The organism is [Clostridium] citroniae WAL-17108, assembly GCF_000233455.1.
Lineage (GTDB): Bacteria > Bacillota > Clostridia > Lachnospirales > Lachnospiraceae > Enterocloster > Enterocloster citroniae.
In genome coordinates this window covers 14968-28661 of record NZ_JH376436.1, presented here as the reverse complement: position 1 = coordinate 28661, position 13694 = coordinate 14968, and the positions used below count along the sequence as shown (strand labels likewise).

General features: G+C 42.7%; 14 protein-coding genes, 1 pseudogene and 1 other annotated feature. Of the genes and pseudogenes, 10 read left to right on the top strand and 5 right to left on the bottom strand.

Annotated elements, in window-relative coordinates; genetic code table 11:
* The first annotated feature begins 65 nt into the window (after positions 1–65).
* From nagA to HMPREF9469_RS30025, 3 genes are all read left to right on the top strand, one after another.
* On the top strand, positions 66–1229 hold the full coding sequence (gene nagA, locus HMPREF9469_RS30035) for an N-acetylglucosamine-6-phosphate deacetylase (protein WP_007871582.1): 1164 nt from the start codon (positions 66–68) through the stop codon (positions 1227–1229).
* Between the two features lie 606 nt (positions 1230–1835).
* Positions 1836–2084, top strand: coding sequence for a TnpV protein (locus tag HMPREF9469_RS30030; protein ID WP_434059474.1), 249 nt, complete (start codon positions 1836–1838; stop codon positions 2082–2084).
* A 232-nt stretch (positions 2085–2316) separates the two neighbouring features.
* The gene (locus HMPREF9469_RS30025; protein WP_330363718.1) at positions 2317–2745 is read left to right on the top strand and encodes an MDR/zinc-dependent alcohol dehydrogenase-like family protein; all 429 of its coding nucleotides are present in this window, start codon (positions 2317–2319) and stop codon (positions 2743–2745) included.
* An 817-nt stretch (positions 2746–3562) separates the two neighbouring features.
* Here HMPREF9469_RS30025 and HMPREF9469_RS34145 read toward each other — a convergent pair.
* On the bottom strand, positions 3563–3859 hold the full coding sequence (locus HMPREF9469_RS34145; protein ID WP_082197827.1) for a tyrosine-type recombinase/integrase: 297 nt from the start codon (positions 3857–3859) through the stop codon (positions 3563–3565).
* Positions 3860–5238: 1379 nt separating this feature from the next.
* Here HMPREF9469_RS34145 and HMPREF9469_RS34140 point away from each other — a divergent pair.
* The 6 genes from HMPREF9469_RS34140 to HMPREF9469_RS29995 all read left to right on the top strand — a co-directional run bounded on the left by HMPREF9469_RS34140 (position 5239) and on the right by HMPREF9469_RS29995 (position 10503).
* Complete coding sequence (locus tag HMPREF9469_RS34140) at positions 5239–5433, top strand: transposase (protein WP_227884101.1); 195 nt, start codon at positions 5239–5241, stop codon at positions 5431–5433.
* Positions 5434–5695: 262 nt separating this feature from the next.
* Positions 5696–5914, top strand: a complete 219-nt coding sequence (locus tag HMPREF9469_RS33250) for a hypothetical protein (RefSeq protein WP_227884103.1) — start codon at positions 5696–5698, stop codon at positions 5912–5914.
* Between the two features lie 209 nt (positions 5915–6123).
* Positions 6124–6405: a binding site (T-box leader), on the top strand.
* 131 nt (positions 6406–6536) lie between these two features.
* On the top strand, positions 6537–7568 hold the full coding sequence (locus HMPREF9469_RS30010; RefSeq protein WP_007871575.1) for a methionine ABC transporter ATP-binding protein: 1032 nt from the start codon (positions 6537–6539) through the stop codon (positions 7566–7568).
* Entirely contained in the window at positions 7565–8242 is a 678-nt protein-coding gene (locus HMPREF9469_RS30005) for a methionine ABC transporter permease (RefSeq protein ID WP_004462389.1), read from the top strand. The genes HMPREF9469_RS30010 and HMPREF9469_RS30005 overlap by 4 nt, the downstream gene beginning before the upstream one ends.
* An 88-nt stretch (positions 8243–8330) precedes the next feature.
* On the top strand, positions 8331–9257 hold the full coding sequence (locus tag HMPREF9469_RS30000) for a MetQ/NlpA family ABC transporter substrate-binding protein (protein WP_007871556.1): 927 nt from the start codon (positions 8331–8333) through the stop codon (positions 9255–9257).
* Positions 9258–9327: 70 nt separating this feature from the next.
* On the top strand, positions 9328–10503 hold the full coding sequence (locus HMPREF9469_RS29995; RefSeq protein WP_007871553.1) for an amidohydrolase: 1176 nt from the start codon (positions 9328–9330) through the stop codon (positions 10501–10503).
* A 573-nt stretch (positions 10504–11076) separates the two neighbouring features.
* On the opposite strand, the gene HMPREF9469_RS32250 is transcribed toward HMPREF9469_RS29995, so the two are convergent.
* The 4 genes and pseudogenes from HMPREF9469_RS32250 to HMPREF9469_RS33970 all read right to left on the bottom strand — a co-directional run bounded on the left by HMPREF9469_RS32250 (position 11077) and on the right by HMPREF9469_RS33970 (position 13185).
* Positions 11077–11457, bottom strand: a complete 381-nt coding sequence (locus HMPREF9469_RS32250; protein WP_147335920.1) for a hypothetical protein — start codon at positions 11455–11457, stop codon at positions 11077–11079.
* Positions 11458–11563: 106 nt separating this feature from the next.
* Positions 11564–12708, bottom strand: a pseudogene (locus HMPREF9469_RS29985) (IS3 family transposase).
* A gap of 73 nt (positions 12709–12781) precedes the next feature.
* Positions 12782–13006 (bottom strand): hypothetical protein, encoded by a 225-nt coding sequence (locus tag HMPREF9469_RS33975; protein ID WP_265583613.1) that lies wholly within the window; start codon positions 13004–13006, stop codon positions 12782–12784.
* 8 nt (positions 13007–13014) lie between these two features.
* Positions 13015–13185 (bottom strand): hypothetical protein, encoded by a 171-nt coding sequence (locus tag HMPREF9469_RS33970; RefSeq protein WP_270467895.1) that lies wholly within the window; start codon positions 13183–13185, stop codon positions 13015–13017.
* On the opposite strand from HMPREF9469_RS33970, the gene HMPREF9469_RS33245 reads away from it, so the two are divergent.
* Positions 13157–13495, top strand: a complete 339-nt coding sequence (locus tag HMPREF9469_RS33245; RefSeq protein ID WP_040417862.1) for a hypothetical protein — start codon at positions 13157–13159, stop codon at positions 13493–13495. The genes HMPREF9469_RS33970 and HMPREF9469_RS33245 overlap by 29 nt on opposite strands.
* Positions 13496–13694: the final 199 nt, after the last annotated feature.

Genomic DNA, 13694 nt, shown 5'->3' with positions numbered 1-13694 from the left:
ATGGATGATTCCTTACTGGCTGTAAGGGATATTAATATAAATATATTGTAATAGGAGGTTTTACAGTGAAAACATTGATAAAAAATGCATCTGTGTACCACAACCATCGTTTCGAGGCGCTGGATTTTCTCCTGGAGGACGGAAGGATTTCCCAAATGGGTGGCTGCGAGGGAGAGAGATGTGATGAGGTGATTGATGCCGGAGGAAAACGGGTGGTTCCGGGGTTTGTCGATATTCATACTCATGGAGCAGTTGGTGTGGATGTCAATGGAGCGGATGCGGATGGATTTGAGAAAATCTGTCGTTTCTTTGCTTCGCAGGGAACGACCAGCTGGCTCTGTTCTGTTCTTACGGACACGAAGGAGCAGACGATGTATGCTATCCGGATGTATAAAGAATGGAAAAATACGGAGCATCGTGGTGCAAATCTCATGGGAATCCATCTGGAAGGGCCGTTTTTATGCCCGGCTTATAAGGGTGCCATGCCGGAACACCTTTTAAAGAAGCCGGATATGGAACTTCTAAAGGCGTATCAGGAGGCGGCGGGAGGAGAGGTACTCTATATCACGGTTTCTCCTGAGGTGGAAGGTATTGTTGATTTTATTCCCTATATCAAAAGTCTGGGAATTCAGGTAGCTATCGGTCATTCAGGGGCAGATTATGATACGGCGAGGCGAGCCATACAAAACGGTGCATTGGGAGCAACGCATACCGGCAACGCCATGAAGCTTTTGCATCAGCATTTTCCGGCGATCTGGGGAGCGGTACTGGAAGATGATGAGGTGTACTGTGAAATGATCTGTGATGGAAGACACCTTCATCCGGGGACTGTACGTTTTATTATAAAGATTAAGGGCTTGGACCGTGTGATTGCGGTCACGGATTCCATCATGGCAGCCGGACTTCCGGATGGCAATTATAAGCTGGGGGTGAATAATGTTGTCGTTGTGGATGGAGATGCCAAGTTGTCTTCCGATGGAACACGTGCAGGCAGTACTCTGACAAGCGGAAAAGCACTGAAGAATCTTCTGGAATTTACAGGACGTTCCCTGGAGGATATCGTCCCATTGCTTACGGAAAACCCAGCTAGACTAATCGGTGTTTATGATAGGATAGGTTCTATCGAACCCGGTAAGGACGCAGACCTTGTATTTTTGGATTGGGATTATGAGATTGTTCGTACAATGGTTAAAGGCAAAGTATGTCATGAAAGAAAGCTACATACTTAGAATATGGTGGACTTATATGATATGAATGGAATTTTTGTAAAATATGATTTGGATAATGTAATACTATCATGGTCTCTACATCTTTGTGTAAATTTCTCAGAGGAAGATTTTTGCACTATGTTACGTTTGTGCTTGTGGAAAACCAAAAGGTAATTTTTCAAGTGGCACTCTGAGAGATTCTTTTATATGTCCGAATAAGACCATGTTGATGAACATTAAAAAACTGTTTTTATTCTAAGCTGTTAGTTCATAACACTTGAAGAGCGATCTCTCGGACTATATATTAACAAATAATACATCTTTGCAAACTACTATCACATTCCTCATAATAAGATGACAAATTCCGATTGTAAAATTACAATTTTATAGATGCTTATCACACCTCTTCGAGTTTTAATAAAATCCTCCAAAAGCCTTGAAAATAAAGGATTTATCGCAATGTGTCTGCCTTATTCCTTTATATGATTTCACACAATGTTACCCTTGCTTTGATTGCTCATAAGGGCAAAATCAAGGGCAGGAAAAACTGATAATAAGATATAACAAAGTGTGGCAGTCGGAGAACTGTGATGTATGTGCGAAGATATCATACTGGAGGATTTCAAAATGGACAAGTACATTTATGATGATAAACATGGTCTTTGGTATGAACAGCAAGGAGAGTATTTTATCCTCTGCCTTACCTTACCCACCGAAAAAGAAACAAAATCCATCGGCGTATGGGGACAGAGGCACAAATGCTATCTGCGAGAGCATAAAAGAGCAAACTATACTACTTTGCTCACAAGCGGCAAGTTAAACAGTTATCTTTCCGATATTGATGAGCAAGCAGAGAAAATGTTTTTCAGCTGGTAAAACAAATGGTTGAGCGTGAGGGAGTAACAGAAAAACTCAAGGCTGAAAATCAAATGTTGTGAGTTGGTCGAATAAATAATATTCGCAATCGAGATTGTCAACACAGAACTTATCTACGCATAAAACGAACAGGCGGCAGGGAGTAAAATACTTGCCGCTTTTTCTGTACAACCCATATTGTCGCAAGAAGTTGCGATTATTATCCACGAATTTGTTGGGATCAGTTGACAAAGTGGATATCAGAAATTATTATCAAAAAAATGGAAGCATTGAAGAACAGGTTATGGAACTTACTTCCGGTAAAGGCGTAAATAAAGTCATTATTGCTGGTGGTGATGTAGATACATTTCTAACAGCGATTAAGGTATTAAAGCCAGGCGGTAAAATAGGGAAGGTAAATTATATAGGGGAAGGTGATTATATCAAGATCCCGCGTGTAGAATGGGGATGTGGAATGGGACATAAACAGATTTCAGCAGGCTTGATGCCTGGTGGCAGATTACGTATGGAGAAACTGATATCTTTAATAGAAACAGGGCGTATCAATCCTTCTAGATTAGTGACACATAAATTTTATGGATTTGACAAAGTGGAAGAAGCACTGTTGATGATGAAAGATAAGCCTAGAGATTTAATACAACCAATCGTGTTTATTGAATAATTGGAACAAAATTTAGATGCATAAGTTGGAGCGAGATGTTTTGGAAGTTATAGTTTTAATTTTGGCTATGTCAAATCAATAAGAAAACCGATAGAGTGAGCCAGACACGGTGTGAGAAACATTCAAGATGTCTTTCCTATATTCTAGGAAGTGTCTGGTTTACTTTGTCTATGAGAGATCCTGTGATTAAAAAGGTTATTGAGTAGATAGAACAGATCATTTACCATTTATCAGATTTAAAATATCATCCAGAATATGATACGAGCCAAGGGTTCAAAATTGATGAGAAAAGTATCGACCTGAACGTGTCTGTGGAAGTTTTTCGGCTCTTTATAGAGAAAAAGGAAAAATGCAATAGTAGTCTCTTTATCTTTATTGATAGTATATACAGAATAGGCAGGTAGTGTTTTGGGGGATTTAATGGAATAAGTTGATTTAACTTATGGAAATTTTGCTAAAAAATCTGGCTAAGCCCAAATCTCAATAAGAAAAATAGAACTAGTTAGGTTTCCATTTCCCAGAAGTAGTATATGGAGTGTTGGGGTCCTACTTCTGGGAAATATGATGGAGTGACGAGCTTAATGGTTTGTTGATCGTGAGTGTAATAAAATGTATTGGAGAATTACTTTAAACACCACCTCGTCTGGCATTATAATATCAAAAACAGAAAAAATGTCAAATCAATATACTGTTAAAACTTTGTAATGAATTTGCTTCAAACTTCCTTCTAAAATTTGATTGGATTATATAAGTCATCGTGATCTTTTTGTTGGATGCTTGTGTAACGTAACTTTTTCTTTTATATGGTTATATGTTTCTATAATGAGGGCGATATTTTTGTGTTTTGATTCGCAAAATATCCCCATTTTTTCCTTAATGAGTGTGAGCCAAAGTTATCAATGTGCAGCGTTTCCTCTATGTCGTGGAAGATTTTATGTGATTGTGTAGTGTAAATTGGTTTATTTTCCCATTGCCTGGATGAAAATAAATAATCATCATACGATAAATTTGTTTCGTTAAGATATTCGGCCAATGCGATTTGTAAACTTGAATTTATTGGTATTCGCAGTATTTTAGAAGTTTTTTCTCCTTTACAGTCAGCAAATCTTAAAATTCCCTATTAGTCGTTAGAAAGTCCCTGACTTTTAATTTTAATACATCACTGGTTCGGAATGCTGTATTGAATTGTGTTTTGGCAATCAGATAATCCCTTGAAAATTTGCCTTTCGGGTAGTCTAATATACTGTTTATGGTTTTCATATTCCGTACAGGTTCAGTAATTTTGTTCATTTTTTTACTAAAACGACATTTCTGAATGTAATATAGTTCATAATATATTATATTTTAAATCAGTCTTCCATAATTCCTCCATTCAAAGATTGTGGGATTGTGATAGCCTTATTCCAACTTTCCTTGTTTTCATTTCTTAAAACTCATAGTGTGTCCATAAGCTGATAACTTTCACGGTCCGTCCTTCTTACCACACCTCATATACAATCCAGTGCTTAATATTGATACACCGAGAGTATATCCCTTTCAAATCACTTTGTAACTTTTCATATGGAAAAAAAGGGGGGGTGGGGGGGGGGTGGATTCTACCGGATAAGATCTATTAACCACTTTGCCTTTGTCTCCAACTTTGCTACCTTAAGGTTTGGTATAACATTGGCTGATTTTTTGTATAAACGATTGGATATATTACAGAACACCTCGTTTTTCGTCAAGCACTCATCAAGCGGTGCATTAAGCCCTTTGATAATCTGCCCTCGCAATTGTGGAATGTATGAAAACTATACCGTTCCCATCAAGCCGTTGTAATCTTCTTCGCGGATTATGACAGCCTTTCCTGCCTTTGTGCTTATATTCACTGTCTAATTGTACTTGATTGTATGCTCCAGCAGTTCAAAAATATTCTTTCGGAAATTTGTTATGTTCGTATTAAGTCCCCTAATATGTACATTATAGTGTACTCTTTTTATTCTTTTTCTTTAACTTACACTCCCAAAAATCACATAAAGATATTGATAATACTGGTGGCAGGCATTAGGTGGACAATTTTGAGTTTTTTCTCATCACTCTTGCTCGTACGTCAATCACGATTACTGCGCTTCCTATAGCACCAGATACCACAATGACAGAAATCTGTATTGGGAATAGACCAAGTCTGATACGGATTCCGACAGAAGCTGCGTAGATGGAGAGTGCGGCCACGATGTAGAAACATACCCGTTTGATGGGGATCGTCTTACAAGAAACATAAAGCACAAAGATAAGAGACTTATAGTTACCATTACCATAAAAACGATTACTAACCAATCTAAGGAAGTTAACATATTAATTTCTTCATTTTTCTGTTGTTGTGTTGTTTGGTTGAGTATAGAATAGCAGGCAATTTTAAAAAGATTCCTAAAGTGCCTGTGAAAATTAAAAGTTCAACAAAACATATGTTCTGCCAAGCCGATTCATGTAAAAAAAGAAAAAGAGGTGTTCGTTATGTTGAGGAGATATGAGCTGACTGATCAGGAATGGAATCAAATTGCTCCTTTACTTTCTCCTGAAAAATCGAACCGGCCTGGCCGGCCTTCTAAGGATAACCGCACGATGTTCAACGCTATGGTGTGGATTGCACGCAATGACGCTCCCTTGAGGAATCTCCCAGAGCATTATGGCCTTTGGGAGACGATCTAGAGCCAATTCCGTAAATGGATTGAGGATGGCGTTCTGGACAATATTTTCTGTGTATTCAGTCTTGGGGCCGAATTAGGGGCGCTTAGTATAGAGGCCTTCATTGTAAAAGCCCATCAGTATGGTGCAGGAGCTCAAAAGAGGGCCAGCAAACCTGAGCGGCCATACCCGGGACGGGTCCAGAACAACAATCCATGTAGTTGTAGGTGCTTATGGATACCCAGTCTATCTACTGTTGATCGAGGGACAGAGGAACGATATCAATATGGAAATCTCGCTGTTGGAACAAATTAGCCTGAACAGTAGTCAGATCCTATCTGCTCAAGGCTATCACAGTAATCAGCTAATTGATTATATTTATGACCATGGTGGGAAACCTAACATACCCTCCAGAAAAGGTGCCAAGTTTGAGCGTCACGGTGACTGGTGGCTTGATAAGGAAAGACATTTAGTAGAATTTTTCCTAAAACTGAAGGCCTACTGAAAAATTGAGACACGTTATGATAAACTGGACAGTCCCTACCTGGGGGGTATATGTAGAGAAGTGAGCGTTATATATAAAGGAATATTTCATGAATAAGTCAAAAAATAGTGCATAAAAACAAACGAAAATCAGCGAATATGTTTTATAAAAAGGTTGACAAATTTAAAAAAATGCAATAATATAGTCGCAAGTTGATAAATTAATTACCAGCAAAGACGTAGAAGAGAAGAGTAGTAAGTGGATGCTTTTACAGAGAGTTCCCGGATGCTGAGAGGGAGCAGAGATAGGCTTATGAAGATGGTCTCAGAGTTGCATGGTCGAATATTCTAGATCATGACGGGGTGCGCCCGTTACAGCGATAGAGTATAAAACGTTCCCAGATAAGCCGCGAAAGTGGCCTGTCGATGTCCGGCCGTACTTGAAGAGGTCTGATTGCGTGAGCGTCAGACGAAGTTAGGTGGTACCACGAAGCAGCAGCTTTCGTCCTAATACAGGGCGGGAGCTTTTTTTGATCCCGGTTTTTAAATAATGATGGAAGAAGACTTCCTGAACGATATTGAAAAGACAGGAAGGTTCATGCTGTCTGAACTGTTACAGAACAGGAAATCGAAAGGAGTAAAGAATGATTAAGCTGAAACAGGTGAGTAAAACATTTGACACCAAATCCGGTAATCTCCATGCGGTAAAAGACGTTAATCTGGAAATACAGGACGGGGAGATTTTTGGTATTATCGGATTTTCCGGCGCGGGAAAATCTACATTAGTGAGGTGCATTAACCTTCTGGAGCGCCCAACGCAGGGGCGTGTTCTGATTGATGAAGTGGACTTAATGGATTTGGATGAAAAAAAGTTGAGGGAAGTCCGGAAAAAAATCGGAATGATTTTCCAGCATTTTAACTTGATGCGTTCCAGGACGGTCCATCAGAATATTGAATTTCCTCTTAAAAAGACGAAACTGACGAAGAATGAGAGGGAAGAGAAAATCGCGTCTCTTCTGGAGCTGGTAGGTCTGACGGATAAACGGGATGCCTATCCGTCACAGCTTTCCGGCGGACAGAAACAGAGAGTTGCCATTGCAAGAGCCTTAGCCAATGATCCGAAGGTGCTTCTCTGCGATGAGGCTACCAGCGCACTGGATCCGCAGACAACGCAATCCATCCTGAAGCTTCTCAAAAAGGTAAATGAGGAGATGGGTATTACAATAGTGCTGATCACCCATGAGATGGCTGTTGTTAAAGATATCTGTGACAGGGTTGCCATTATGGAGGAGGGTACCGTGGTCGAAGCAGGAAATACCGTGGATGTATTCAGCCACCCTCAGGTACGGATCACCCGGGACTTCATAGATACGGCAAGCAATATCAGGAAGATTTATGATTTAATTGAGGATAAAAATGAATTGACACAGATTGGAGCCGGTGACAGAATGCTGCTTTTTACCTATTCCGGCGCCAATGCGGGGGAGCCGCTGATTTCCTATCTTGCTAAGGCATTTGATATCCGGGCCAATATCATTTTCGGAAATATTGATTTCTTGAAAGGGAAACCGCTTGGCACGCTGGTGGTGACTTTAAGCGGCGAGGCGGATAAGATGGAAAAGGCAATGGAGTACATAAACTCACTGGGAGTAGAAGTGGAGGTAATTAAAGAATGAATATATTATACAGTTTAGCCCCGAACCTGGAGCGCCTGGGCGGAGAGCTTGTCAAATGTATTGGGCAGACATTCAAGATGCTGCTGATATCAGGTACTATCGCATTTTTTCTTGGCCTGTTTTTCGGGGTCCTGCTGATTGTGACAAAGAGAGGCGGAATATTACAGAATGTGGTAATCTATAACTTTTTAGATAAAGCCATCGACATCATCCGTTCCATTCCATTCATTATTTTGATGGTTTTGCTGATTCCGGTCAGCCGGGCTATCGTTGGAACCGGCTCCGGTGTTACCGGCTCTTATGTGGCCCTGATCGCGGGAACCGTTCCCTTTTTTGCAAGACAGATTGAATCGGTTCTGGCGGATCTGGACGGAGGCCTGATTGAGGCCAGCGAGGCGATGGGCTTCTCACCGGTTGAAATCATTTTCGGAGTTTATCTGAAAGAAAGCATCCCGGGGATTACCCGTGTCACAATGATCACCTTTGTCAGCCTGATTGGAATTACGGCCATGGCAGGAGCCATCGGAGCCGGAGGTCTGGGCGATTTCGCTATCCGGTATGGCTATCAGATGGGGTACCGCGACATGATTTGGGCTACGGTTATCATTATTCTTTTGATTATCAGCGCTATCCAGTTTATCGGAAACCTGATAATCAGGAAAACGACCCATTAGAAGTAACGGCCGGTCTGCTCCGGACGGAATGATTATGTTTTAAATAGTAATATTTAAATATATTTAATTAGAAAAAGGAGAGAAAATTATGAAAAAAACATTCAAAGCATCATGGAAAAAAAAAGCAGCAGTGGCAATTGCAGCCGTAACAGCCCTTTCACTTTTCGGCTGCAGTTCAGGCAGCGGCAATGCGCCGGCTTCTACCGCAGCGGCGGGCAGTGAGGCAGCCGGAAGTGAAGCAGCGAAAGAACCGGCTGAAGTAACTACGGTAAAAGTAGGTGTTGTAGGGGAATACAGCGCACAGTGGGACACGATCAATGAACTGCTGAAAGATGACGGCATCCAGGTTGAACTGATGAAATTTACCGACTATGCAGCTCCGAACCGTGCATTAAATGACGGTGAGATTGATCTCAATGCATTCCAGCATAAAGCATTCCTTGCAAATGATGTGGCCCAGAAGGGATATGACATTGTAGATATCGGCGACACGATTATCGCCCCTCTTTCCATCTACAATAATAAGAAAAAGATTTCTTCTATTGAAGAGATTAAAGATGGCGATGTAATCGCAATTCCGAGCGATCTTACAAACGGCGGACGCGCCCTGAAACTGCTTGAGGAAGCCGGTTTTATCGTGTGTGATCCGGAAAAAGGCTATGTACCGACAAAGGCTGACATCACGGAATACAAAGTGAAAATTGACATCAAGGAGGCTGAATCTGCAACACTGGCCAATATTCTTCCGGACTGTGCGGCAGCTATTATCAATGGAGGAAATGCATTTACGGCAGGACTTAATCCGGTTGAAGATTCTATCTATACAGAAAATGTAGATCCTTCCACAAACGAGGCGGTTCCCCAGTTGATTAACGTAATCGCTGCCCGCACAGCCGATAGAGATAACGAGGTGTATAAGAAGATTGTGGACGCTTACCATACACCGGAAGTAAAAAAGACGATTGAAGACGAATACCAGGGCGCTTTCATCTGCGCATGGGATGACGCTGAATAACTGCGGCGGCTGAACTGCCGATTTTGAAATAAGTGCAATGCTGTACTAGCCGGCACGGATGGAGGGTAAAATGGCATTAAAGCAGTATGTAACAGATGAAAAAGATTACCTTGTCAGCCTGAGAAGATATTTTCATGCTCATCCTGAAGTAAGCCTGAAGGAATATAATACGTGTAAAAAAATAGAGGAAGAGCTTGATAAGATTGGTCTTTTGCACAAAAGAGTCGGAGAAACAGGCGTATATGCCTGGATTGACGGAGAGAAGGGCGAAGGTAAAACCATTGCCCTCCGGGCCGACATGGATGCGCTGGCAATGGAAGACTTAAAGACAGAGGAATATCGTTCGCAGAATGAAGGATTTTGTCATGCCTGCGGCCATGACGGCCATACGGCCACGCTTTTGACGGCGGCGAAGATATTGAACGCAAAAAAAGGTGAATTTGCAGGACATATCCGGCTGTTCTTTCAGCAGGCGGAGGAGATTGGGCAGGGGGCCAGACAGTTTGTAAGTGCCGGACTGCTGGAGGGCGTGGACCGGGTCTTCGGAACCCATGTGACCAGCGGCCTGACGACAGGGAAGATATCGCTGACAAAAGGGCCTCAAAATGCAAGCTGCGATTATTTTAAAATCAGTGTGACCGGCAAGGGCGCCCATGTGTCGAAACCGCATCTGGGGATTGATGCCGCCTACATTGCATCCCAGATTGTTGTGGGACTCCAGAGCATTGTAGCCAGAAATACAGATCCGCTCGAAACAGTCGTTGTGGGCGTAGGTGTGATTAAAGCCGGAACACAGTATAATATTGTTGCGGAGCATGCTGAGATAGAGGGTACTACAAGGAGCTTCGGTCCGGAAGTGAGAAAATTCACGAATGACAGAGTCATCCGGATTGCGAAACAGACGGCAATGCTTTATGGCGCCGAGGCAGAAGTAGAGTTTCGCGATTATGCGGCGCCTCTTGCAAATGACGGCCGGGCGGTTGATGAGGTCAGGGCTGTCGTTGAAAAGATTCTTCCAGAAGATGACATTATCAGTGATTATGAGAAAGCCCTGGGAGCCGATGATTTTGCGGATTATCTGGCGGTGACAAAGGGGATGTACGCTTTTGTCGGTACCCACAATCCTGCAGAACCGAATACAGGGGTTCCCCATCATCACGGCCTGTTTGACCTGGATGAAAACGGCCTGCTGATTGCCTGCAATGTATATGTGGATTATGCGTTGTGGGTGTTGCAGGAGATGTAAAAATCGCTACGGAGACTCTCTTTTATGGAATGATTTTTCCGGATTTTACATGGGCTGGTAGAGAGAAGGTATGTTGTGATTTCCTATGCCATAGAGGTGGCTTTTCTGTGTCTATCGGCTATCTAGTCAAAAATTTCGTCAACAGCCCTCCATTTACCGTTGCCTTATTGTGGATGCATTGTGGCTGCGCCGTTATTCCGATGGAGGGAAGCGGTTTGTCTTCGGTCTAGCTGACATCAAAGGTAGATATGATTTTGAATACCTAAACTTGGATTTACTGTACTTCGATGACTGGCTGCGGGGCCTGTACCTTTTGTTCCGTCTGAGAGATCGGTTCCTCGTGTAGCACTTCCGTAGCAGGGGAGGCCATTACCCGGTACGGATGAGGAACGTGCTGCCCCTCTACCTTGGTTCGTAGGAGATAGCTGCCCTCGATGAATGCGCCTTGTTCCTTCTTGGCGGCAAGCTGGCCTTAGCCGTTCCAGGATAATGGCCGGTTTCTATTTATTAGGAATAACTATTAGCCTTGAATGATTTAAGTAGTAATTCCCCAAGGTGAGGCTGTCTTTGGTGTCAATAAGGACAAAGTAATCGGTGTTTTGCGCATAGTCGATGACTTATCCGGTGTTCCGAAATTTCTGCGGGGACTTCATGATGGTGTTTAAATGAGAACGCTCCACATCCTCCAGCTTTTGACGTTGGATGGAAAAGGAAGTTCAGTTCGTCCACATTGGCAGCCTGTATCAAGTTCTCCGGCAATTTCAGAGGGTACCCCTCCGAGGCAGAAATACCGGCAATGGTACAATCCTGCTGGTTGTCGGCATGGATATGTATTTCGTTCAAGGTAGACTGCACCTGTTCAGTGGCCATTGGCAGGAACAGCCAGCAGATATGTGGCCTGTTGGATAGTTCTTCTGCGCGGTTGTCAAGCAAGATAGAAAATACTTCGTTCACGAATGATCTTCTTTCCGGGGAGGTGTGGGTCTGGGCGTTGTGGTCAAGCTTTTTTGTAACACTTGTGGCTAGAAAATATCTGCTTCTTCGCGAGCTTATACTCTGGTTATGCTGCGGTTCTTGCCTGACAGAGGGGACGATATCCGTTAAAGCTGTGCGGTCGGACATGGTTATATGTCACGTACGCAAATTCTTCCACGGTCCGATATAGTGCCTCTTCCGTTTTGAACTCATACAGATTGGTGCATTCATTCTTTAACGTGTTGAAATACCTCTCCATCGGCGCATTATCATACGGATAGCCCGCCTTACTCATGCTTTGCGTCACATGGACGGATTCACAATAATCTATAAAGGCTTTTGAGGTATACTGGCTATCCTGAGCAGAGTGCAGGATCAGTTCGCCTTTGATTGCCGGTTGGGAATACAGCGCTTTTTGAAGCGTCAGGATCGCCAGTCCGCTCGTAATTCGCCGGTCGGTGATGCTGGCCACTACGCTCCGGTCATACAGGTCAATGATACTGCAATTATAGCGGATATCTCCATTTTTCAAAAACAGGTATGTGAAATCCGTACACCACTTTTGATTGATGGAATCTGCATGGAAGTTCTGTTTTAACTTATTTTCAAATACCTTATGTGGCTTCCCGTGCATATAACCAGGATTTTTACGGCGGACAATGAATTTAAGTCCCAGTTCTGAATTCATGTATTTATGAAGGGTCGGCAGGCTGTAGCTGTATCCTTTCTGTTCCAGATACACGCGCATGCTCCTGTAACCATCGACTCCCTTAGGGTCATGATAAATGATGTCTATTGCCATCAGAACCTTTGCCTTATGGGTATAGTAATCCGCCTTCCGGTGTTTCCGGTAGTTATAGTAGGCGTTTGGACAAATGCAGAACCGCCGAAGCAGCCATCGGATGCCAAACTCTGTATGATATTTGTCAACAAATCAATAAGCCTCTAATCGATTTCCTTTGCAAAGAATGCCGCTGCTGTTTTTAGGAAAAGATTTTCCTTATGAAGTTCCTCATTTTCCTTTCGAAGTTTGAGCATTTCTTTCATGTAGTCGTATTCTTCTTTAGATTCCTGTCTTAACTGGCATTCTTCACGGAATAACTCGCACCATTTGGAGATACTGGCTTTGGATACGCTATATTCAGCAGTAATGCTTTTGTAGGTGCGTCCATCTTCTTCATGAAGGCGAACAATTTTCTTTTTAAACTCGGGTGTGTAATTTTGTGGCATAATAAAGACCTCTTTCCTGATTATTCTTAGTATATCTTATTAGCCACTGCTGTTACAACTTTATTATAGCACTTCAGGGACGGCTACTGCGGCTTCCTCCTGTTTGGAAAGTTCTGTGGTATGATGCCCCCATCCTTTGTTTTGATGGTATAGATGGGGAAATTTCAGCAAAGGAATAGGTGTGGACCTTGATACGACCATTCAGGTACTTGTCCAGTGCGTCCCAGCTGGCAAAGACTTTCCGATTCTGTCTGGCCGTCCTGGTCTGTAGGTAACCGCCTGGCGCATTGGTGTGCAGACTCCAGATTAATGCCTAAAGTAAGGGACGGAGTTTTGGGATGTGCTGTTGTACCGGGTATTCTCAGAAATGGAATAATACATATGGTAAACCATCTTACTGAGGATATGACGGTAGTTGTCCGGTTGCTTCCAATGGTTGGAAGTGTGCGTGACGGGAAGCGTCTGGGCATATTCCAGGGCTTTAGACAGAGATAGGATTGCTCCGGCCTGTGGCTTTAAGCGGTCAAAGATTTTTTGCGGTGTGGTGCCGCCTGTGAACGGCTGGTATTTAGTTGTTGATAAGAGGAGGAAGTGCAAAGAGCCTCTGCTTTATTTGCTCTTCCAAATATGCCGCCAATATTTCAAATTTAATAGAATGCCTCAGATTGCAGTAATTACGTTTGCCAGAAGATACCTCGCTCCAACCTGCCCCAAAGGAATGATACGCGGAAAAAAGAAAATAGAGAAAATCATAGCAAGGCCAATGACCAAAATAGCTAACCAATAATATGGTATGTCTGTACCATACAGGCCAGAAGAATAGCTGTCCCAGCCAGCGTTTAGCAGAATAAATCCCCCTGCCTAAAAGCATCTTGGTATTTCGCGGCTTATACCTAAATTTCTGTTCCTGCGCCTCCTGTTCCTAAGCATACGTTTGAGGCTCAACCAGTTCGGCAATGTTCATTTCAAAGAGAGAAGACAGTTAC